This window comes from Halioxenophilus sp. WMMB6, from assembly GCF_033283405.1.
GTDB lineage: Bacteria > Pseudomonadota > Gammaproteobacteria > Pseudomonadales > Cellvibrionaceae > Halioxenophilus.
This window is the reverse complement of sequence record NZ_JAWMQR010000001.1, coordinates 982884-1004293: the sequence shown is the minus strand read 5'-3', so window position 1 is coordinate 1004293 and position 21410 is coordinate 982884. Positions and strand designations below refer to the sequence as shown.

Sequence of the window (21410 nt, the reverse complement as noted above, 5' to 3'; positions counted from 1 at the left end):
ATGGCCAAGCAGGAGCTGATTTATGGCCTGCACTCGGTGCAGGCGTTGTTAAAGTCGACGCCCGAACGGGTGTTGGAGCTGCGTATTTTGAAAGATCGGCAGGATCGGCGCCTGCAGCAGATCATCAGCCTGGCTGAGCAGAACCAGATTGCCATTCAGCATCAGAATCGTAACAGCCTCGATAAACTGGTGGATGGCAACCACCAGGGGGTGGTGGCCGTCGCCATCCCCGGTAAAACCCACACGGAAGAGGATCTGGAAGCGCTGGTCACCGGGGCGGGCAACACCCTGCTGTTGTTGGTTTTGGATGGCGTTACCGACCCGCACAACCTGGGTGCCTGCCTACGCAGTGCCGAAGCCGCCGGCGCTGCTGCCGTTATTGCCCCCAAAGACAACTCGGCCAGCCTGAATGCGGTGGCCCGTAAAACCGCCAGTGGTGCCGCCGATACCGTCCCCTACGTTACGGTTACCAACCTGGCTCGTACGTTGAAGGAGCTGCAGGAGCAGGGGGTGTGGGTAATTGGTGCCGCCGGTGAAGCGGAGCAGGAGCTCTACCAGTGCGACCTTAAGGGGCCAATAGCCCTGGTGATGGGTGCCGAGGGTAAGGGTTTACGGCGCCTCACCCGGGAGACCTGTGATTACCTCGCTAAATTGCCGATGGCGGGCACCGTGAGCAGCCTTAATGTATCTGTAGCGGCGGGTATTTTTCTGTTTGAGGCTGTTCGCCAACGCCGTTAATCGGCGCCTCTCTAAGATATTGGGACGGATTGCCGAGCCTTGGTTGTCGGGTGTAAACTCGGCGACCGGTTGGGCAATTTGCGATCGGTTATCTTGTTGCTTTCAATCAAGTGATCTTTTCAACGTACCATTGTCATCAATTAGCTGTTGTTATCAATCAAGTGGGGCAATAGCTGTAGTTGGTTATTAATCAATCTTGCCTAAAATAGGCTGCACAAAGTTTGGTTGCCCTGCCACCCTGTGGGTGATCTGGATTTTTTACCTGGCGTAATAGATCTTTGCCCATAAGGCCTTGGCGAATGCTCCAACATTGGTGAACTATTCGCTGTTGCTATTTATCCAATAGCGGTTTGGCAGGTGTCGCTGAGCAGTGGTTGTTCGCGTAGCCGAATTTCTGTGGCCACAGGAAAACTTTTTTATAGCTGTCAACCAAACTGCGGTTGTAGGCGTCTACCTACCGGTATCGACACTCATTTTTTTTGGTCGCTGGTTGATAAGCAGATGCGGGATTTGCCTCTGCTGTTCGTCACTAGTAGTGGCTGGTGAGTCGATCGGCTATTGGCTTCTGTAAATACCTTTTTTGATGTCATTAATCTCTAACATATCATCAAAATATAATACGAAAAGGATAATTACAGGGTAGAGTCTCCGCCTTAGGTGGTTAGAAAGTGGCCCAATAAATTTAGATTGAAAAATTATATGAACCCCAAGTCTTTAAAAATTATTCTCCCTGTTGCAGTGATTGCCATCAGTGCATTCGGTTTTTATGCAATCAATGCGTTTGCCAAGCGCACGATAGAAGAGGTCGCTGTTGATACCAAGCCAACGGTCAACATTGAAATGGCTGAAACAGAAGATTACCAAATCGTGATCACTGCTTATGGTGCTGTTGAGCCTATCGAAATTACACCGCTGGCCGCGCAGGTGTCGGGCGAGGTGGTTGCCTGGAATCCTGTCTTTCTGGATGGTGGGCGTATCCAGCGTGGTGAGCTGCTCTTCTCTATTGAAAAGGATGCTTACCTTGCTGCTTATCTACAGGCAGAGGCCAATGTGAATTCGGCAGAAGCCAACCTCATTGAGCAGCAGGCTCTGGCTGAGGTGGCCGCCGATGAGGCACGCCGCAATCCCGGTAAAAAATATACCGATCTCTTTCTGCGTAAACCGCAGTTATTGAGTGCACAAGCGGGGGTTAAATCGGCGCAGGCGGCACTCAAAATCGCCAAACGCGACTTGGATAACTGCGAGGTCTATGCGCCATTCGATGCCCTGGTGGTTGATCGGAACATTGGTGTTGGCCAGTACCTTACGGTGGGCAGCCAGGTGGCCAAACTCTACAACATTGAGCGGGCTAAAATCGTTTTGCCTATTCCGGGTTTTGATAGTGCGTTCATGCCCGACGAAGTTGCCGGACTCACCGCCGAAATCGAACAGCAACACGTTTTGGGGGTTACCCGGCAAGGGGTGTTAATGCACGACTTGGGCATTATCGATGAGGCCACCCGTATGTCGCACCTGATGGTGGAGGTGGATGATCCCTATGGTTTCGACACCAACTTGCCGGCGCTTAAATTTGGCAGCTATGTCAAGGTGAGCTTTGCCGGCAAGACCTTGGCCAATGTCTATCGCTTACCCCAGGAGCTGGTCAATAACCGCACCGTCTGGGTGGTGAACGAAGCTTCGGAACTGGAGCCCAGGCAGGTAGAGGTTATCCGTGAGGAGGGGGGCTATTTCCTGATTAGGAGTGGCTTGGAAAACAGCGATCGCATCGTTACCACTCTGCCCGAATACCCACAGCCCGGTATGGCCGTGAAAGTCGTTAAAACCGCCGAGGATGATCAGGTCTCTTCGACAAACAGTGGCAATGATCAGTACGTGGCAGGAGGCAGCCATGTCGGATTCTGATAAACCCGTGGTCGATGAAGAGCCTATCGAAATACCAGAGGAGGAGGTCTCCAGTACCGATACCCGCACCGGATTAATTGGCTTTTTTGCCTACAATCCTGTGGCGGCCAACCTGCTGATGTTTTTTATATTGGTGATGGGGTTGGTTACCTATTTCACCATCCAGCGGCAGATGTTTCCCAATTTTGAGTTGAATTACATTCAGATTCAGGCCACCTATCCCGGGGCTTCACCCAAAGAGATTGAAGAGGGGATATTGGTAAAAATTGAAGAGAAACTCAAAGACGTTACCGAAATCGATAAAACGGTATCGCGCGCTTTTCGTAACTCTGGGCGGGTCACCCTGGAGGTTGATCCCGATGCCGATTTGGCGGAGGTTCTTGATAAGGTCAAATTGCGCGTCGATGGCATCGCCACCTTCCCGGCCGGCATGGAACCCTTGGTGATTTATCAAGAGGAGTTCCGCCAGGAAATTATCGAGATGGGGTTAACCGGCGACTTGCCGCTCTACAAGTTAAAACCCCTGGCCAAACAGCTGGAGGATGAGCTATTGGCGCTGGGAAATGTCTCCCTGGTGGATCTCTACGCGCCGGACGACGAAATTGCGGTGGAGGTTCACCCCGAGGTGCTGCGTCAGTACAACCTCACCATCAACGATGTTGCCAATGCCATCAATCGTTATTCCACTAATTTATCCGCCGGCCAACTCCGCTCTGATTCGGGCATCATCTCTGTTCGGGTAGAGAACCAGTACTATCACGGTGATGAGTTTAATCAGATTCCGGTAAAAATCGGGGACGGTGGTGCCAAGGTCTTGCTGGGTGATATTGCCACTGTACGGGATAACTTTGTTGAGGGGGAGCACTACTTTAAGTACTCTGGCAAAAATGCCATCTATATTTCGGTTAAGGCGACCAACGAACAGAATATGGTGCCGGTGGCCGAGACGGTGAATCAGTGGGTTCAGGCGCGCAATAAAACCCTGCCGCATGGGCTGGAATTAAAGGTGCTGGTGGATATGACCTACTACCTCAATGGCCGCCTGGATATGATGCTGAAAAACCTGCTGATGGGCGCGGTGCTGGTGGCGGTGCTACTGACGGTATTCCTGCGCTTTAACGTGGCTATGTGGGTGATGGCGGGCTTGCCGGTCTGTTTCCTGGGGGCGGTGATGCTGATGCCCCTGTTTGATGTGACCATCAATGTGGTCTCGCTGTTTGGCTTTATTATGGTGCTGGGTATTGTCGTCGACGATGCTATTGTCATTGGCGAGAGTGTCTATACCGAGGTGGAAAAGAACGGTGGCGGTACTCGCAATGTGGTGGTTGGCGCACGTAGGGTGGCAACGCCGGCGACCTTTGGCGTGTTAACAACTATCGCGGTGTTTGCACCGTTTACCCTCTCATCCGGGCCCGATGGTACCTTCTTTACCAATATTGCCATGATCGTGATGGCATGCCTGTTTTTCAGTTTGGTTGAATCCAAGTTAATTTTGCCGGCCCACCTTGCCAAAATTGACTTTGCCAAAAAGAAAGAGTCTGGCTGGCGTAGCCGGTTTAATCGCAGATATACCCATTTTATCAATCATCACTACCGCGGCTTCGTCACGCTCTGTACCGAGTGGCGCTGGCTGGTCCTGTGTGTCTTTGTTGGCTTGTTGGTGCTGAGTGTATCGATGGTTACCGCCAACCTGGTGCGCTTTATCCCCTCGCCCGCCGTACCCCATGACTTTCCCTCCATTAAAATTGAGATGAACGAAAACGTGGCAGACAGGCAGGTGATTGATGCTTTGGTTGCCATCGAGAAAGTGGTTCGATCTGTCGACCAGAAGATGATCGATCAATACGGCCGGGGGATGGTTAAAGATATCTTGACCTTCAATACCAGTCGTAATGAAGGTCAGTTGCTGATCGCTCTAGTAGACGAAGATCAGCGCCAGTTCACCGCGTTTGATCTCTCCCGTTTGTGGCGCGAACAGTTGCCCGATATCCCCGGTTTGAAATCGATCAACATTTACGATGACGTGAACTCCAATCAGGGCGGAGATGGTGAGCTGGGTTATCTGCTTTATGGCTCGGATTTGGAAACACTGAATGCCGCAGGCCGACTGTTTATGGACTTATTGCGGCAGCAGACGGGGATCTTTGATGTGAGTTCTACCATCGACCCGGTCAGTAAAGAGATTCAGTTGCGGCTGTTACCGGTGGCTTACGATTTAGGGTTAAGCCTGGCGGATATTGCCAGCCAGGTGGGGCTCAGCTTCTATGGCGACGAGGCACAACGGGTGATTCGCGATGGCGATGAGATCAAAGTGATGGTGCGCTACCCAGAATTAACGCGTAAAACCTTTAGTTCATTAAAATACGCGCTTATCAAAACACCAGCCGGTGGCGAGGTGATGCTGGGCGATGTGGTGCAATTAATTGAGAAGCCTGGAATCAGCTATATTCGCCGGGAAAATGGTTTTCGCAGTGTCTATATTTGGGGGGCGATTGACGAGCAGGTCATCGAACCATCGGCCGTGGAGAAACTGATCAAAGAGACACTGCTACCCCAGGTATTTGCCCAATACCCCAGTGTTAGAACCAAACTGGGTGGTAGTCTTGAGGATCAGAAAGATCAGGCCAACGAACAGATTCTCTTTTTTATCGCCGGGCTTATCGTGGTTTATATGTTATTGGCAATCCCGCTGCGCAGTTATTCGCACCCGTTTATTATTATGTCGGTCATTCCGTTCAGTTTAACGGGGGCAATATGGGGCCATTTTGCTTTGGGCATGGACCTCAGCATGATGTCAACTTTCGGGCTGATTGCCGCTGCCGGGGTGGTTATTAACGATAGCCTGGTGATGACCGACTACACCAACCAGCTACGTAAAATGGGTGTACATACTCTGCGCGCGGTGGTCGATGCCGGTTGTGCCCGTTTTCGGGCGATTACGCTCACATCGATTACTACCTTTGCCGGGGTTATGCCAATTCTGTTTGAAACCAGCCTGCAGGCGCGGTTTGTTATTCCCATGGCGGTTTCATTGGGCTGCGCTGTCCTCTATGCCACGCTGGTTACTCTGCTGTTAGTGCCTTGCCTTTATCTGATTTTTGAAGATATTGGGGCGGCAATTAAGCAATTTTATGGATGGATAGTACGGTTAATCACTGCGACTTTTGGGCGGTCAGCTTCCTCCTAAAAAGTTAATAGATTTTGAAAACAAAGAAAGGGCCTTAGGCCCTTTCTTTGTTAATGAGCAGTGCTTGGTGATTGATAGGCGTTAATTGACCGGTTTAATAATCAGTAGATCTTCACGCAGGTTGGCGATGGTCTTTTCGGCCGTGTTGCCCAGCAGCAACCCTTTGATTCCCTTCCGGCCGACGCTGCCCATAATGACCAGGTCCACCTTTAATTTGTTGGCGAGGCTGCTCACCTCCTCATCGACACACCCGGCTAATACGTGGGGGGTGGCTGTTGCCAGATTATAGTCATTGGCTAATTGTTTCAGTTTGCGCAAATTCTCATCGCCATGGTGATGCAGGGTGTCTTGGCTCTCTTTGATGGAGAGTTCACTCAGTGCTTTGGCAATGGCAATGACATAAGTGAGATGAACGCTCGCCCCAAGCTTAGTCTCTGCCGTTTGGGCGATGGTGATAACCGATTGATTGATCGACTGTTGCAGTGGGTTGTTGTCAGATATATCCACGGTCGCTAAAACTGAAAAGTTCTGCAGGTTCCATTGCCGCCCCATGGAGAGCAGTAGTGGGCAGGTGAGTTCCCGTATCAGTTGCCAGTCGGTGCTATCGCGAATTAATTCGGACTCTTTGGCTGCGGTTTTTACCACCATGTGAAAGGTGTTGCTCTGTTGCGCGTTCAGCAGCCAGGGATTGATCTCTGTGGGGGAGAGGCAGTGAATAGCATTGATGACGACATCGTCACCCGCCGCTGCGGCAACCGTATCGGCCAGCTCCTGTTCTGAAATTGCGGAGGTGTCGGCGCTAAATGCCAATACAGTCAGTTTTGATTCGCCAATCCTGGCCATTGCAGCCGCTTTGGCCAGGGCTAAGTCTGTTGGATTGTTATATTGCCAAACTACCAGAATGTCTTCGTTCATGGGTTGGTACCTTTTCCAGCCAGAGTGCTTAATGCACCGATAGTAGAATGGACCGTCAGCAATGGATTAGAGTTCAACATGGGGCTTTACACGGGCCGATTAACGCTAATAATTTGAGTTTTGTTTGAGCACGGCAGCAGGAGTGTTTTGTGCAGATTCATAGCATACGCCGATACCAACCCAAAGATTTCCCAGCCCTGGTTCCCATGATGGCGGAGCTGCAGGAGTTGGAACGGGCGCAGAGTGGGGACCGCACCCGGGGTGAAGTGATGGCCGAGGCTCACCTGCACTACCTTCTGCAGTTGAGTAGTTCAACCGGCGGGGCAACTTGGGTGGCTGAAAACAATAAAGGGGTTGTGCAGGGCTTTTTGGTGTTGGCGATAGAGTCAACCGACCCGGGTGATGAATACCTCCTTGAGCGGTACCGCAAGGTTGGCAACATCACCGATCTGTTTGTGCTGCCGGCAGTGCGCAGCCAAGGGGTTGGCCGGCTACTGGTCAATACCGCAGAAGATTATTGCCGCGGTCTTGGGCTTGCCAGAGTTGTGGTTTCAACCTTGCAGAGTAATCAGTCCGCAATTGCCTTCTATCGCCAATCCGCCTACCAGCCGCATACGCTGCTGCTCAGCAAAGAGTTGTAGCGGCTGCCAACGGCCGTCACCCTGCTACAGTTTGGCATCCACCAGCGCCCATACCAACAGTACTAGTGTGCTGACCAGCAGTAGCAGGCTCACGGTTAGCAGCCGTTGCCACCATCTCTTTTGGGGTTGTTTGCTGAGATAGAGGTGCTTGGGGATCGCCTTGGGCTTGGCTTTTAACCGCTCAAAACGCTGGCTGGAAGGAGAGTAGAGGTAGTCTAATGCGGGGTGGCACCGGTGACTAAAACGCGCAATAAGCAGTGATTTAGCGAGTCTGGTTAGGGATGCGATTTTCATGGGTTAACGGCCTCCGGGTGAACTGACCAAGCCATTAAATGGCAACAGAACGACCTAGAGGTGGGGCTTTCTTGGCAAACTGGCGGCCAATTGTGATCAATTATGGCAATCAACGCGGCGTGGTTGATCGAATCGCCATTGGGGTTAAACTGCCATGGCAGTCACTTGATGGAACATAGAATGGCCCGCCATATAGCTATCGTGGAAGATGAACCGGCTATTGCCGAAAACTATCGTGATTTTCTCGCCCGCCACGGATTTAAAGTCTCTCTCTATAGTTCGCGCAAAAGTGCCGAACAGGCTTTTGCCAATAAACTACCCGATTTGGCGATTATCGATGTTGGCCTGGGGGAGGAGATTGAAGGGGGGTTCGATCTCTGCCGCAACTTGCGGGCGCAGGCGCCGCAACTTCCCATCATCTTTCTGACCGCCAGAGACAGTGATTTCGATGTGGTTTCCGGTTTGCGCCTGGGCGCTGACGACTACCTTAGTAAAGATATTTCGCAACAGCACATGCTTGCCAGAATCATTGCGCTTTTCCGCCGGGTGGAGGCGTTAACGGAGAGTCTCTCCAACTCCGATAACCAACTGCAGCGGGGGGAGCTGTCGCTGGATATGGATCGCCTTTCAGCCAGCTGGCAGGGGGCCATGCTGGAGCTGACCATAACCGAGCTCTGGATAGTGCACTGTCTCGCCCGGCATCCAGGCCATGTGAAGAATCGTCAGCAACTGATGGACGCTGCCAATGTGGTCCTGGATGACAATACCATCACCTCGCATATCAAGCGTATCCGCAAGAAATTTACCCGTATCGACGGCCAGTTTAAGGCCATTCAAACCGCCTATGGCATGGGCTACCGGTGGGACGCAAAATGACGCCAGTGGGACGGTTGCTGCGCAGAGATTTCCGTTGTCACTCGCTATTTGCCAGCGTGCCTGGCTTGGCCTCGGTCGTTGAGCTGTAGCTGGCCATGCCGTTAAGACGCCAACTATTGCTGCTGGGCCTACTGTTCCTGCTATTGCCTGTGGCCGGATTCCTTTTCATTCGTGAGGTAGAACAGCTGCTACGGGTGGGGCAAGAGCAGGCACTACTGGCCAGCAGCCAGGCGCTGGCGGATCGAATCCGTAGTGAACCCAGCCTGCTCGAACAGCTGCAAAATTCCTCTGTAGCCGGCGCCGGCGAGGGGCTTTATGCCCTGCAACGGGAGCTGCCCATCGCACTTGACGGTTACGAGGACGATTGGTTATCGCTGTATTTGCAGGCTCAGCGCTATTCAATGCCGGGGCTTGCCTGGTCTTTGCGGCTGTTGCGCAGCGGCGACAGCTTTTACGGGTTTATCACCGTCTATGACAACCGGTTTCAATTTCACGAGCCAAGTATTGCATTCCCCGCCAGCGGCGACTTTCTGGCACTGGCGCTGGGCCAAGGACAACAGCGTAGGGTTATGGTGCTGCGCACCAGCGCTCCGGGGGAGATGCAGGTGGTTGCCTGGCAGGGGCAACAGCAGCGGCCCGAGCACCGCGTGCGTGCCGTCTGGCGGGAGCAGGAGAACGGCTACCAGGTGGAGTTCGAGCTGCCGCTCACCTGGGTAGGCAGCGGCCTGACACTGGGTGTGTATGACGCCGACAATCAGCTTTGGCTTAGTAATGTCTCGGGCCAGTCGCTCTTGGCAGAGGCGGCCGTAGGGCAGCTGGCCAATTCAGCCATTCGGCCGGTAATTACCGTTATGCCACCGCTGCAGGCCATTGCAGACCAATTTGTGCACCCCAACAGCCACATCAGCCTGCTCAGCAGCGAGCGCTGGCTATTGGCCGACAGTAATCAGCTTTCGGCATCGGGCGAGCAGGCTCCCGCCATGGCTTGGCTGGTGCGTTGGTTATTGAATGACCGGCCACTGACCAAGGTCGATATGAGTGAGTATCTGATACGTTGGTCGGAGCCGGAGATTCGTACCGCGCTCAGTGAGGGTATCAGTACCACCAGTTGGTATCAGTTTGATCAGAGCAGCAATCTGTTGCGGGTAGTTGTACCAATCTTATCGGCTGATGAATTGGCGTCTGGCGAGCCGGGCTCCCCGCCTCGGGTTGCCGGCCTGGTGGTGGTGGAGCAGGGCACCCGGCAGTGGTTGGGCCTGGCCGATCACGCATTTCGGCGCTTGCTGTTCTATTCCGGGTTGGTCTTGGCCTTCTTCGCCGTGGTGTTGTTCAGTTACGCCACCTGGTTGAGCGTTCGTATCCGGCGTTTAAGCCGGGCGGCGGCCTCGGCGGTGAATAGTGATGGCTCCATCAATCTGGCCTTTCCCCGCTCCGCCATGAGGGATGAGATTGGCGACCTCAATCGCCATTATCGTGAACTGCTGCTGCGTGTAGCTGAGTATCACGACTATCTGCGCACCCTGGCCAGTAAACTCTCCCACGAGCTGCGCACCCCTTTGGCCATCGTCAAGAGCTCACTTGATAACCTGGCAACCGGAGAGCTGCCAGAAGCCCAGGTGAATTATCTGCAGCGGGCGCAATCCGGCGCGGATCGGTTGTCGAAAATTCTTACGGCGATGAACTCTGCACAGCGCATTGAGGAGACGATTACCCAAACCGAACTGGAACCTGTGAATTTGTGGGAGCTGGTGGCAGAGTTGGTGGCGGCCTACCAGGCATTAACCGAGCAGCAACTATTCACGGTTAGTGTTCAACTGCCGGCTAATCCTGTTTGGGTGATGGCCTCCCCGGAGCTGATTGTGCAGATGCTCGATAAGCTGTTTGATAATGCGGTTGATTTTTGTGACGCCGAAGGCGAAATAACTATTCAACTTCTTGGCGGGGAAAAAAATTGCCAATTCAGTGTGAGCAATAGCGGGCCACTGTTGCCGGCCACCATGGCCGACCAGCTATTTTCCTCTATGGTTTCGGTCAGAGCTCAAAAGGGCGATGAGCCTCATTTGGGCTTAGGCCTGCACATTGTTAAGCTGGTGGCCGATTTCCATGGTGGGCAGGTAACGGCTGGCAACCGCGACGATGGAAAGGGCGTAACATTCACGGTGCGTATGCCAGTGATTTCACCGCAAGATTGAAACAAGCCTGTCACATAGCTTCCTGCTAATTTTCAAATTCCGACACTCGTAAGCAAATACGTCACAAAAACGACAAGCCAGACAACTACACTTCTTCCCCGGTTTCCCATGGGTATACTGCGTGAACAATCATCGGGCCCCCTTGTGTGTTTGGGGCTGATAGCTATTCAACTGGCATTGGACTTTACAAAATTTAAAGGAATTGAAAATGAAAAACTGGTTGCTGACGGTTCCGCTATTGGCGGCATCGGTGGCGGTTAACGCCGATATGATGCTGACCGCCGTCTACGATGGGCCACTGACTGGCGGGGTGCCGAAAGGCGTCGAGATTTATGTCACTGCGGATATTCCCGACCTAAGCATTTACGGTATTGGCTCGGCCAATAATGGCGGTGGCAGTGATGGCGAAGAGCTGACCTTTTCCGGTTCTGCCAGTGCCGGCAGCTATATTTATGTCGCTACCGAAAGCGCCGGCTTTGAAACATTCTTTGGTTTTTCCCCCGATCTGATTTTTGTTGGCAACGCTGCCAGTATCAACGGCGATGATGCTATTGAGTTGTTTAAAAACGGCGAGGTTATCGACGTTTACGGCGATATTAATGTCGATGGCACCGGCCAGGTGTGGGATCACCTGGATGGTTGGGCTTATCGCAACAGTTATACCGCGCCCAACCTGGGCAGTTTTGTCGCCGGTGAATGGACTTACAGCGGCACCAATGTCTGGGATAACGAAGTCAGTAATTTGAGTGCGGCCAGCATGATGCCCATTGGCACCTTTACCACCGATTTTACAACCATCGGCGATGGCCCGGTGGAGCCGCCACCGCCAGCCGTGGAACTCGGCGCCTGCTTTGAAGAGGCAACCTTGATCAGTACCGTGCAGGGCAGTGGCTCCGCCGTTGCCGTTGCCGGCGCTGTGGTGGTTGAAGGTATTGTTACCGCTTTTAACGAAGGCGGATTTTTCCTGCAGGAAGAGCCCAGCGATAGCGATGCTGATAGCACCACCTCGGAAGGCATCTTTATTTTCAGCCTGGCAACGGACTCTGTCGCTGTCGGCGACTTGGTGCGTGTATTGGGCGACACCACAGAATATTTCGGCAATAGCGAAATTGCAGCCCAATCGCTATTGAATTGTGGCCTGGCTGGTGAGTCGATTAGCCCTGTGACCATTCCAATGCCGTACGCGGGCATTCTGGACTTGGAGAGTGTGGAGGGTATGGTTGCCGCGGTAACCGATGCCACTATCTTTACCCTGGACAACTTTACCCGTTACGGTGAGATCATGTTGAGTGACGGGCTCAAATGGTCCCCCACTGATGTGGCTGTACCCTTAAGTGCCGAGTACGATGCGGCCGTGGCTAACGCCAGTGCCAATATCCTGTTGCTGGCAGACGATAACAGCCAGAGTTACCCGGCGACTATTAGCTATTACACTACCCCAGGGTTTGATGGGCTGAACTACAGCAATGCCCCACGTGTGGGTGATAAGGTCTCGGCCAGCGGCCCGGTGCTCTACTCGTTCAGCAATTACCGCATTATTCCCACCAAAGAGAGCTTTGCGATCACCAGTAGCCGTACTCCGGCCCCCGTGGTTGTAGAGGGGGACGTTAAAGTAGCCAGCTTTAATGTACTCAACTACTTCAATGGCCTACGCCAGGAAGATGGAACAGTAACTTTCGACTACCCGGCCAATCGCGGTGCAGAAAGTGCCGAGGCATTTGCCCTGCAGCAGGCCCGTATTGTGGCGGCGCTGTTGGCCCTGGATGCCGATGTGGTGGGTTTGTTGGAAATTGAAAACGACGGCTTTGGTTCAGACAGCGCCATTAAGCAGCTGGTATCAGAGTTGAATACTGCATTAGGCAAGAAGGTCTACCGCTTTGCCCACTCACCCGATACCAGCATTACCGGCAGCGACGCCATCAGTAACGCCGTTATCTATAAAAAGGATGCCGTCTCGGCGATGGGCTTGTTGCAGGCTGTCCCAATGCCCGTGCAGGACAACAACGGCAGCACTGTGGCGATGCGCAACACCTTGGTTCAGAGCTTTGTGCACAAAGCCACAGGCGATAAATTTGCGGTTGCCGTCAACCACTTTAAATCCAAAGGCTCTGGTTGCTACGAAGACAGTAATTCGCCAACCGCCTTGGATACCATTCAGGGTAGCTGTAATGCTCTGCGGGTTTCCGCGGCGGTCACTTTGGGCAATGGCTTGGCAGCCATGAATCTGCCGGCCAAGGTATTGATTTTGGGTGACCTCAACAGTTATAGCATGGAGGACCCGGTTGCCGTGTTAACGGATTACAGCCCGGAGCAACGCGGTTACACCATTACCACGGCACACAACACTAACCTGGATGGCGGGCTGTCGGTTCCGGTTAGCAAAGGCTTTGGCTATCTGCCTGTGAAGGAGCTGTTTGATGCCGATGGTTTCTCGTACTTCTTTTATGGCACTGACCAAGTGGGTTCGTTAGACCATATTCTGGCCTCGCCTGAGGCAATGGCTTCTGTTGTGGATTTAAGCCACTGGAATATCAACAGCGTAGAGTTGTACCAGCTGGAATACCACCAAGCACTCTCTTATTACAATGGTGCAGAGGGCGATTTGATCGACTTTACCGCGGTTGGGCCTTACCGTAGTTCTGACCATGATCCGGTGGTGGTCACGTTGGAAATGCAGCACTGCGAAGGCCAAACGGAGTAAACCTTAATAGTAGGTTCGACCTATCGGAAAATAGAAAGGGGAGCGAAAGCTCCCCTTTTTGCGATTACTAGATCGTTATTTAAGGCTGGGCAATATTACGCTCTATATATTCCTCAATAATTTTATCCATCTCGCCACTGGCCTTTAATGCCTCCAGGCCTTGATCAAAGGCTGCCATTTTCCTCTCGACATCACTTACCGCCCTGGAGAACATACCGTAGACCTTCATGTGGGAGATGGGGGGCTGTACCACCGTAAAAAAGTTTTTGTACTCCGTTGGTAGCCTGGTGGCGATAATATAACGCCCCTGGAGTTCCGCCATGACTGCCAAATCGATTCGACCACTGGCCAGCAGATAGAAAATCTGGGTGTTTCGATTATCGGAGGCTATGGGTATTTTGGTGAGGTAGTCGGCCTGGTCAAACTCCTCCGAGACGGTATGACCATCGCCATAGCCTATGCGATAGCCGACCAGATCCTCCAGTTTGGTCCAGGAGATGGGGTTGTCTTTGCGGGTAAAAAGTACTACGTCGGTCTCTGCGATTGGCTCTTTTGAAAACAGGTAGCTCTCTGCGCGTTTATCACTATAAATTGCACCCCCCATCATATCGCATTGGCCTAGGAGTACCTCCTGCAGCGCGCGTTTGTGGGGTAGGGCCCGGAACTCCACCTGATAATTCGAGTAGGCATAGGCTTCGGAAATAATCCTCTCCATGGCTTCACTCAAGCCGGACTGCTGGGCGGTGGAGGTGTGATAGGCAGAGGTGGCAATGCAAACCCGGGATTTTTGCTCGGTGTCGGTGGGGCCCGCGAGGGCTGACGTCGAACAGACCATGAGCAAGGTAATGGCAAGCGATTGCACTTTATGTAATGGCCGGCAGAAAGCGTTCTGGTTCAAGGTAGTTGTAGCGCTCCTAACTGTTTGAATTATGTTTGAGGTAGCGATAACCCGATGATTCCCGCTTTATAGCGCAGATGGCGTAGAGAGAGAAGGGTGTGTGACTAGTAGAAAAGTTGGACGATGTCCCGATAACATCGTGTTACTGCTGGATTCAGCTTACTAACCAGGATTCTTGTTATTTTCAGATGATTAATTACTCAAACAGTAGTAGGCATATTCAAAATACATATATGAATGCGCCGGGAGAATCTGTTTTTAAGTCGGCGTTATCATCTTATTTAAGGCAATAAAGGCACACCCGTAAAATAGACGTGCGTGAAGGCCAATACAGCGCTAACAATTAGGCCTATGACTGATGAGGCCAGGGTTTTAAACCAGCCATAGGGTTTGGCCTCAGTCCAGCTTCTTCCCGCATAACGTTTTGTAAAGATCAGCTGCAGTACCGCCCAAAATAAAAATCCGCCAAACAGTATGATCGATCTCAACTCGCCATTACATAATAGATGGGCAGTGGCCCACAGTTTTAGACCGGCCAGCTGAGGTTGGCGAATAAAACGTTTTAAATCGGTGGGCAGAAAGGTAGCGCTAAGCAGAATGATCGCAATCGGCACTAGCAGCATGGTGATATGGCGTGTCCATGTTGGCGGTAACCACACCGGTGTTGGCACGATTGAACGCCAGCCGGTCACAATCAGGAATAGTGCGCTGAATACGATGGTGGCAAATAGCACCCGCCAGAGGGGCTGGCCAATATTGACGATCGCAGCCTGGCGAAAGTGGGGGGCCAATACGGGAACGAAGTGGATAACTGCCCATAAGAGCAGCCCTGATACGAGTAAGAGCATCAATATAAGCTCGGTTATTGTTATTGGGGCGCCAGCCTACCACAACTCTTATCGGCCGGTCGAAGTCGGGATATCGGCTTCTGGTGCGTTCCGGTTAATTGCCGTCTGTACAACGGGCAAACAGCTGCTCTAACCAGGACTCTGCTTCCGGGTACTCATTTGCCTGTAAAACAAACTCCTGTCCCCTTGCCGCAGCTTTAAGCAGGCAATGGCTCTGCTCTTGCTGCCACCGATCAGCCCGGTGGTGATAGCTGAGTGGCGTTCTGCTCTTGCCGGGTAATAACCAACGGAGTAATTGCCAATGGCTCGGGCTTGGAGCGTTTGGTGCGGTCAGTTGTAGCTCCTCCATTGCGCTGGGGAAGAGGCCCGCTGCGGGTATGCCACCCTCCTTTTTGGATAGTTGCAGGCGATCAGCCGCTAGATAGAGTGTGTTGTTGAGCAAGGATCTGCTCTGGCAGTGAGGGTGGTAGCGCAACCAGGCGGGAATAGCGCATGGACTTGCTTCCGGCTTAAGTATCTCTCCCACCTGCAGCCATCCCCAAAGCCGGTGATGGGCCGGGGAGGCCGTGTCCCATTGGTAGCGACCGGCTGATTTTTTGACCGCCCGAAAAAGGCCAAAGAAGAGGAACAGGTCTCCTCTGCCCACACCTTGATTGCGCAAATGGGCCTGTGCCGCGCCGTGCTGGCCAAGTACCGGTCGCCAGCCGGTCGACCGCTTTAACGTCTGATGGGAGAGGTCTGGATCCAGGTGTGCTCCTTGCCGGGCGCTGATGTGGCCCTTGGTTAATGCCCTCAGTAGTTTGCTTGGGGGTGCTTGTGGCCATTGTAAATCCTGATATCGGATCACAGAAGCGGAGTCGGGTATCGGTAATGAAAGGAGCGTACCGTCTGGAAATATTGGGCTGGGAACGCCACCGGCGCTGGAATCGAATCCTTTACGGCTGAAAATAACCTTCAAATCTTATCGCTCACGGCCGGGTTGAGGAGTGCAACCTTTTTATTTCTGGCTGCGTCTGAGGTGGAAGTAACCATAGTGGTTAATCAGAAACAGAGTGCCTTCTGTCGATAGTCAACTCAAGTAAATCAGGAGTATCTATATGAGATCTGTCCCGTTGATGACATTAGCTGTCATGTTAACGCTATTAAGTGGATGTGTAATTATTGATAAGGATGATAGCTGGGATGAAGAGTCGGCTTGGCACTCTCGGCAGGAGAGCAATAACCAGATTATTAGTCAGTTAGACATTGGGGCTGAACGTGATCGGGTTGTCGAGCAGTTGGGAACGCCGGACTTTACCGAGGCGTTCAGCCTGGCCGGTAACAACTACTATGTGCTCTATTATCGTACGCATTGGGTTAAGTCCGACGGCGAAACGAAAAAGAACGAGACTACGCCGCTTATTTTTCTTAATGGAGACTTAATTGGTTGGGGGAATACGGCCTTGGAAAATATTATTGCCTCTGGAAACTGAGCCGTACGCCAGGGATAGGTGTGGGAGTGGCCGGCTTGCAAAATCGGTAGCCCCAGCTATTGAAACGGCTGGGACCACCGTTATCCGATCACTTTTCTATCGGTAATCCGGTTCTAGGGTCAATTCTATCCAGTGATGGACCATTGTAGTCGCCTAACAAAAATTTAATCACCGATTCCCCATAGCGGTTGTACCAAAAATCCCCCATCGCTTTCAGCTTTTTAATATTGCTGTTGCTGATATCGTCCATAGCGTCATCCGGGGCGGAATCGAGCCCAGGCTGGCGCTTCATTTCAGAATTGACGCGTATATAATTGCCGGGGTTGATAATGGTTTGTGCCTGGTAAGCAACCACCCGTTCATCGGATAGCAGATCCAGGATCGAGCCTTTGGTAACCCAACCCAATGCCCCCCATTTACGGGATTCCGGACCATTGATTTTGCGGGTGCGGTAACCGGTACCGATGGAGAGTACGCGCAGTTGCTCCATTGGCGTTGTGGCAGCCCAAATTTTACGTGCCTCAGCAACGGCGCACATGGTTGGATTATTGGCTGTGACTCCACCATCAACCAACCAGGCCTCATCGACAGCGCCGCCGAGGCGCAACTCTTTAGTGGGGAAATAGGTTGGTGCTGCGCTGGAAGCGTCGGCCACATCGCAGGAGAGCAGTTTCAGGTGGGTTGGTTCGGTCGACTTTATGACTTCTGGTCTGCGTGTTTCGATACTGTAGGTAACCGCCAACACATGTTTATCGCTGGCAACATCACCGATTTTGGCGGGCCCCATATTTTTCTTCAGTAGCTCAGATTTGCCTTTGGCTTCGTATTTTGGGGAGTTGATACCGTCTAACTCAAACCAACCTTTGTTGTCTGCGAATATCTTTCGGGCGTTGGTCACATTGTAGAGCTCATTGATCTCGCTGACGGTCAGCTGGGTTGTCGCTAACGCCAGTGCGATGATGGCACCAGTACTGGTACCCGCATAAAAGTCGACACAGTCACGGAGGCTTTTTCCGTAGCTGTCTTGTAGCTCTTTTTCTACGTGACTTAGAAATTGTGTTGTGGCGGCACCGCGGATACCACCGCCGTCCAGTGACAGTATTATTTTTGACATGGTCTATCCTTTGCCGGATCGGCATTACATTATTGTTTTGTATTTGGATTGCCGTTTAGTGGCGGCCAATAATCGTTTCAGGATACTGTGATGCAATGGACCGAATTATCTCAACTCAGCCGTGTTGCAATTGGGAAAACAGAAATTGCTGCAATTGGTAGGCTCTGATATTAGCCTAATCGGTAGGTCGGGAAAACCGCTTTGCCAGGTGCATTATTCAAAGTGGGAATTAAAACCGCAATCGTCCGGTAACAGGCGCCCGGCTATCACCCGCTAGCCAGCTTGGTGCCTTCCTCAACGGCCAAGTTTACTGCGAAGATCGGCTCTGGGTGGATTAATAGGCGGGCGCTGAGGCTCCCATAGCCGTTTAAACTAAGCCTTGTTCACAAAGTACTTGTGTTGCGTGGAGCCAGTCTATGTGGAAAACCCAACATCGGTTAGCGGGATGGTTTGTCATGGTTATTACATTCCACTAAGAATTTCTGGCAAAAAGCGGTTGCTACCCTGCTATAACCCATCTTCTTCCCTTCGCAGCTGCGATAGTGGGTGGCATGGTTCATGAAAGCACTTCCCGAGCAAGCAAGGGTATTTCTCTCACGAGCTCACTTATGTTGGGTGAGCGTTGCGCTGTTCCCGGAATGTCTGGCTTTAAAAAGAGATTGTTCGATGGCTGAGCCACCTAAAATGCGTCTACCTTATGCGCCCAATGGATTGCGTTTGGTGGAAAATTCGCGGCCAGAAACGAGCTCGTCAGCCGCTCTCAGTGGCGATCAAGCGGATGCGAAGCTTAAATTTCTCCCCGGCATGGCATTGCCAGCCGCTGTATGGTCCGATTATTGGCCAATAGGGCCTACTCGGGATGAATTGGTCAGCTGCTACACTTTAACCAGTAGTAGTGGGCAGGCTCAGCCTGCGATTGAAGGTGATATTGCTTACGCCTGGGATACGCAAAGTGGTGGTAATCAATCGTTTAGTGAAAACGAATTTACGCTGCGTCAAGCCACACTCAAAGATTTAACTATCGAACCTATAGCGGGTGGGCACTTTATTTCGATAACGCCCAGTTTCACCATAGGCTACAACAGCTGTGGTTTCGCAGCCGAGCTCGCGGAAGTTCGCTTGGTGGAGTCCAAGCGTACCATTTTGCTGGATGATGGCTCTCTACTCGATTTATTGGATACTGATCCAGCAGAAGCACCGGTGCTTTACCTGTGCAATGAGCAAGATGCCAGTGTGCTAAGTAGACTAGGACGTGGTCAAAGCCTTGGTATCGAACAGGATTACTGTTACGAAGATAGAGTAGGGCAGGCATTGGCAAAAAGGGCCAATGGTGAGGTAGTGGCGAGCTATACGCTGCTGGAACGCTACACCAGCTTCTTTATGCAACGGCCACTCACCACAAATGGCTCTGACAGTATCTGGGTACCGGCCTATTTTCCGATCAGCTGGGGTTGGAGTATCAGAGTGGAACCGGAAGCGGGCGATTGGGTCATAACCCGCCGTAAACTGATCATGCCAGTTGTTGGCCACGAAGGTTTACAACTGCCCCGCTGGCAAGGGAATTCCATCGATTATTCAGCATCGGTCGAATATACCGATAGTGAACTATAAGGGATTTTATTTAGTCAGAGCACAATAGCAGTATTATGGTGGAAAAAATGACACAGTCAAAAAGCGGTACTACGTCACAAATGCATACAATTGGTGACTCTTTATCAAGGTTGATACCGGGTTTACAGCGGGAATATAACCGCGGAATCAACCGCGATTTATCTCGCGGCCAATCTGAAGGTGTGTTTGCTCGTCAACTCCTAGCGGTTGAAAAACAGTTGTTAGAGCAGGCTATTGATCTGGTTGAGCAGGTGAGCGCCGATGGTCAGTTATCATCTGAAGAGAAATTACAGTGGTTGGCTTGGTATATTGAGCAAATCGGGGTCTACAAAGATACCCTGATTGAGTACGCACTGCGATTCAACAGAAGCTCTTGTGCGCTCTCTAACTTCAAGCAGGAACATCTGCCCAGCGGTGAATATCTGTCTGAAGTGCTCACCAACATTGAGTTGAGCTGGCAGGCTTGGTGCACCAATATTCAAGGCAGTGATAAGGTCGCTTAAGATTCGACTACCCTAATCGCCACTATCCAGATGTTTAGCTGGTGGCCTTTAAGCACTCTTCTTCTCTGTGCGGTAACCCAGCGGGTAAACTCCCTTCCAAATAGGCGATTACCGCAGCCAGTGGTTCCGTCTCTGTTGTGGTTGTCAACACGGTATTGCGTTCAGCTAAGCGCCGTGTAACACCTTCCCCTCCCGATCCGGCAATAGCGACATCCACGCTGTGCAGCGGATGACGGTTGCCATCACCTCGGACATGCCACTCATGCAAGCTGCCCAACTCGGTGAGGGTTAGGTCCCAAACATGAGTGGGTTGCTGCCCTTCAATGGAGTAAACCCGCCAACTCAGCGCGCGGCCGGCATGGGGAGAAATAGTACCGTCTGTGTCGAGAGCAACTGCGATAATGGGAAAAGCCATAGTTTTCACTTCCGGAAAGAACCTGAACCAATATGGGTTACCGTTGAATATTGCTTAATTTACTGAAAGGCGCCAACACTCCGGTTGATCTCAGACAAACCCGGTCAATAAATGGTGGGGTATTAATTGCACAATGGCCAGTTTGTAGAAAGTGTGCGGCAGGAGAGCCTGCCTGACTCATACACACTCAAATTTTTATCGAAGCAGCGCAAGCCTTTCAGCCATATAGCAGGCTGTTGAAAAACTAAAAAAATTTAGACAATACCGGCATCTTATCTCGGGTGACCATCCATGCGCGGCGACTCAATAAATCAGGGTGAAACTTTTCAGCTATGTCAGCCTGGAATCCCGTATTCCAGATAATCGCCCCATATGCAATGGTACGCAAAATCGTCGATACCGCACCGGCAGAGATCGAACCTGCTTTTGATGAGATTTACTCCTCAGTCGGCAGACCATCCATTCCGCCAGAGCAACTGATTCGAGCTATGCTACTCCAGATATTATTCACCCTTCGATCAGAGCGGCAGTTGGTGGAACGACTGGACTACGACCTGATGTTTCGCTGGTTTGTTGGCTTGGCTATGGATGATCGCGTCTGGAACCACTCGGTATTTTCCAAAAACCGGGATCGTCTGATGCGGGGCAATATTGATGAGCTGTTTTTTCGACGCTATCAAAAAGCTGGCGCATGCCAAGAAACTGATGTCCCGCGATCACTTTTCTGTGGATGGCACCCTCCTGGAAGCTTGTGTGTCGATGAAGTCCTTTAAGCCCAGGGATAGTTCAGATGATGACGATGGCGAGAACTTTCACGGGCAGAAGCGCAGCATTAAAACTCATGCCTCCACAACAGACGGTGATGCCAAGCTGTATAGAAAGAGTGCAGGCAAGGAATCTCGTCTGTGCCACATGGGGTATTTATTGACCGAGAATCGAAACGGTCTAATTGTTGAGGTAGAAGCCACAGAATCCGGCACTCGACTGAAGTGGGATGCCGGTACAACCCTGTCGGCCGATTAGGGTTCGCGCCCTGGAATGACGGTTGGTGCGGACAAGGGCTATGACACGGGAGAGTTCGTCGATGGCTGTCGAGGCTTATT

The 21410-nt window shown here is 51.9% G+C and carries 17 protein-coding genes and 2 pseudogenes; 12 read left to right on the top strand and 7 right to left on the bottom strand.

Features of this window, described 5'->3' with window-relative positions; translation table 11 throughout:
• The 3 genes from rlmB (at window position 1) to SBL51_RS04285 (ending at window position 5827) form a co-directional block, all read left to right on the top strand.
• On the top strand, window positions 1–738 hold the full coding sequence (rlmB, locus tag SBL51_RS04295) for a 23S rRNA (guanosine(2251)-2'-O)-methyltransferase RlmB (protein ID WP_317929455.1): 738 nt from the start codon (window positions 1–3) through the stop codon (window positions 736–738).
• Window positions 739–1437: 699 nt separating this feature from the next.
• On the top strand, window positions 1438–2640 hold the full coding sequence (locus tag SBL51_RS04290) for an efflux RND transporter periplasmic adaptor subunit (protein WP_317929454.1): 1203 nt from the start codon (window positions 1438–1440) through the stop codon (window positions 2638–2640).
• Window positions 2627–5827, top strand: a complete 3201-nt coding sequence (locus SBL51_RS04285) for an efflux RND transporter permease subunit (RefSeq protein ID WP_317929453.1) — start codon at window positions 2627–2629, stop codon at window positions 5825–5827. Before SBL51_RS04290 ends, SBL51_RS04285 begins: the two co-directional genes overlap by 14 nt.
• An 81-nt stretch (window positions 5828–5908) precedes the next feature.
• Here SBL51_RS04285 and SBL51_RS04280 read toward each other — a convergent pair whose 3' ends face one another.
• The gene (locus SBL51_RS04280; RefSeq protein ID WP_317929451.1) at window positions 5909–6742 is read right to left on the bottom strand and encodes a universal stress protein; all 834 of its coding nucleotides are present in this window, start codon (window positions 6740–6742) and stop codon (window positions 5909–5911) included.
• Between the two features lie 149 nt (window positions 6743–6891).
• On the opposite strand from SBL51_RS04280, the gene SBL51_RS04275 reads away from it, so the two are divergent.
• Window positions 6892–7383, top strand: coding sequence for a GNAT family N-acetyltransferase (locus tag SBL51_RS04275; protein ID WP_317929449.1), 492 nt, complete (start codon window positions 6892–6894; stop codon window positions 7381–7383).
• A gap of 24 nt (window positions 7384–7407) precedes the next feature.
• Here the strand turns inward: SBL51_RS04275 and SBL51_RS04270 are convergent, their stop codons facing one another.
• On the bottom strand, window positions 7408–7677 hold the full coding sequence (locus SBL51_RS04270) for a hypothetical protein (RefSeq protein WP_317929448.1): 270 nt from the start codon (window positions 7675–7677) through the stop codon (window positions 7408–7410).
• Between the two features lie 180 nt (window positions 7678–7857).
• Here SBL51_RS04270 and pdsR point away from each other — a divergent pair, with 180 nt between their 5' ends.
• From pdsR to SBL51_RS04255, 3 genes are all read left to right on the top strand, one after another.
• Complete coding sequence (gene pdsR / locus SBL51_RS04265; RefSeq protein WP_317929447.1) at window positions 7858–8553, top strand: proteobacterial dedicated sortase system response regulator; 696 nt, start codon at window positions 7858–7860, stop codon at window positions 8551–8553.
• Between the two features lie 95 nt (window positions 8554–8648).
• Window positions 8649–10745, top strand: a complete 2097-nt coding sequence (locus SBL51_RS04260; RefSeq protein WP_317929446.1) for an ATP-binding protein — start codon at window positions 8649–8651, stop codon at window positions 10743–10745.
• Window positions 10746–10953: 208 nt separating this feature from the next.
• On the top strand, window positions 10954–13446 hold the full coding sequence (locus SBL51_RS04255; RefSeq protein ID WP_317929445.1) for an ExeM/NucH family extracellular endonuclease: 2493 nt from the start codon (window positions 10954–10956) through the stop codon (window positions 13444–13446).
• A 79-nt stretch (window positions 13447–13525) separates the two neighbouring features.
• On the opposite strand, the gene SBL51_RS04250 is transcribed toward SBL51_RS04255, so the two are convergent.
• The 3 genes from SBL51_RS04250 to SBL51_RS04240 form a co-directional block, all read right to left on the bottom strand.
• A complete protein-coding gene (locus SBL51_RS04250; protein ID WP_317929444.1) occupies window positions 13526–14344 on the bottom strand; it encodes a substrate-binding periplasmic protein in 819 nt (272 codons plus the stop codon).
• Between the two features lie 281 nt (window positions 14345–14625).
• Entirely contained in the window at window positions 14626–15192 is a 567-nt protein-coding gene (locus SBL51_RS04245; RefSeq protein ID WP_317929443.1) for an NnrU family protein, read from the bottom strand.
• Window positions 15193–15286: 94 nt separating this feature from the next.
• Window positions 15287–16150: a hypothetical protein gene (locus tag SBL51_RS04240; RefSeq protein WP_317929441.1), complete on the bottom strand. Its 864-nt coding sequence runs from the start codon at window positions 16148–16150 to the stop codon at window positions 15287–15289.
• Window positions 16151–16289: 139 nt separating this feature from the next.
• Between SBL51_RS04240 and SBL51_RS04235 the strand changes: the two genes are divergently transcribed.
• Window positions 16290–16664, top strand: a complete 375-nt coding sequence (locus SBL51_RS04235; protein WP_317929439.1) for a DUF3192 domain-containing protein — start codon at window positions 16290–16292, stop codon at window positions 16662–16664.
• A gap of 88 nt (window positions 16665–16752) precedes the next feature.
• Here the strand turns inward: SBL51_RS04235 and SBL51_RS04230 are convergent, their stop codons facing one another.
• Window positions 16753–17778 carry a patatin-like phospholipase family protein gene (locus SBL51_RS04230; RefSeq protein WP_317929437.1) on the bottom strand — a complete coding sequence of 342 codons (1026 nt, stop codon included), beginning with the start codon at window positions 17776–17778 and terminating at the stop codon, window positions 16753–16755.
• 558 nt (window positions 17779–18336) lie between these two features.
• On the opposite strand from SBL51_RS04230, the gene SBL51_RS04225 reads away from it, so the two are divergent.
• Both SBL51_RS04225 and SBL51_RS04220 read left to right on the top strand, forming a co-directional pair.
• On the top strand, window positions 18337–19389 hold the full coding sequence (locus SBL51_RS04225) for a hypothetical protein (protein ID WP_317929436.1): 1053 nt from the start codon (window positions 18337–18339) through the stop codon (window positions 19387–19389).
• Window positions 19390–19436: 47 nt separating this feature from the next.
• Window positions 19437–19892, top strand: a complete 456-nt coding sequence (locus tag SBL51_RS04220) for a hypothetical protein (protein WP_317929435.1) — start codon at window positions 19437–19439, stop codon at window positions 19890–19892.
• 34 nt (window positions 19893–19926) lie between these two features.
• Here the strand turns inward: SBL51_RS04220 and SBL51_RS04215 are convergent, their stop codons facing one another.
• Entirely contained in the window at window positions 19927–20307 is a 381-nt protein-coding gene (locus SBL51_RS04215; protein WP_317929433.1) for a hypothetical protein, read from the bottom strand.
• Between the two features lie 443 nt (window positions 20308–20750).
• Between SBL51_RS04215 and SBL51_RS23255 the strand changes: the two are divergent.
• Together SBL51_RS23255 and SBL51_RS23250 are read left to right on the top strand one after the other, a co-directional pair.
• Window positions 20751–20949: pseudogene (locus tag SBL51_RS23255) on the top strand (transposase); the annotation flags it as partial.
• Between the two features lie 165 nt (window positions 20950–21114).
• A pseudogene (locus SBL51_RS23250) lies at window positions 21115–21262 on the top strand (IS5/IS1182 family transposase); the annotation flags it as partial.
• Between the last annotated feature and the right edge of the window lie 148 nt (window positions 21263–21410).

Excerpts from the sequence above, each read along its gene's own strand:
- rlmB (WP_317929455.1), top strand. The coding sequence starts at position 1 with ATGGCCAAGCAGGAGCTGATTTATGGCCTGCACTCGGTGCAGGCGTTG.
- SBL51_RS04290 (WP_317929454.1), top strand. The coding sequence starts at position 1,438 with ATGAACCCCAAGTCTTTAAAAATTATTCTCCCTGTTGCAGTGATTGCC.
- SBL51_RS04285 (WP_317929453.1), top strand. The coding sequence starts at position 2,627 with ATGTCGGATTCTGATAAACCCGTGGTCGATGAAGAGCCTATCGAAATA.
- SBL51_RS04280 (WP_317929451.1), bottom strand. The coding sequence starts at position 6,742 with ATGAACGAAGACATTCTGGTAGTTTGGCAATATAACAATCCAACAGAC.
- SBL51_RS04270 (WP_317929448.1), bottom strand. The coding sequence starts at position 7,677 with ATGAAAATCGCATCCCTAACCAGACTCGCTAAATCACTGCTTATTGCG.
- pdsR (WP_317929447.1), top strand. The coding sequence starts at position 7,858 with ATGGCCCGCCATATAGCTATCGTGGAAGATGAACCGGCTATTGCCGAA.
- SBL51_RS04260 (WP_317929446.1), top strand. The coding sequence starts at position 8,649 with ATGCCGTTAAGACGCCAACTATTGCTGCTGGGCCTACTGTTCCTGCTA.
- SBL51_RS04255 (WP_317929445.1), top strand. The coding sequence starts at position 10,954 with ATGAAAAACTGGTTGCTGACGGTTCCGCTATTGGCGGCATCGGTGGCG.
- SBL51_RS04245 (WP_317929443.1), bottom strand. The coding sequence starts at position 15,192 with ATGCTCTTACTCGTATCAGGGCTGCTCTTATGGGCAGTTATCCACTTC.
- SBL51_RS04235 (WP_317929439.1), top strand. The coding sequence starts at position 16,290 with ATGAGATCTGTCCCGTTGATGACATTAGCTGTCATGTTAACGCTATTA.
- SBL51_RS04230 (WP_317929437.1), bottom strand. The coding sequence starts at position 17,778 with ATGTCAAAAATAATACTGTCACTGGACGGCGGTGGTATCCGCGGTGCC.
- SBL51_RS04225 (WP_317929436.1), top strand. The coding sequence starts at position 18,337 with ATGAAAGCACTTCCCGAGCAAGCAAGGGTATTTCTCTCACGAGCTCAC.
- SBL51_RS04220 (WP_317929435.1), top strand. The coding sequence starts at position 19,437 with ATGACACAGTCAAAAAGCGGTACTACGTCACAAATGCATACAATTGGT.
- SBL51_RS04215 (WP_317929433.1), bottom strand. The coding sequence starts at position 20,307 with ATGGCTTTTCCCATTATCGCAGTTGCTCTCGACACAGACGGTACTATT.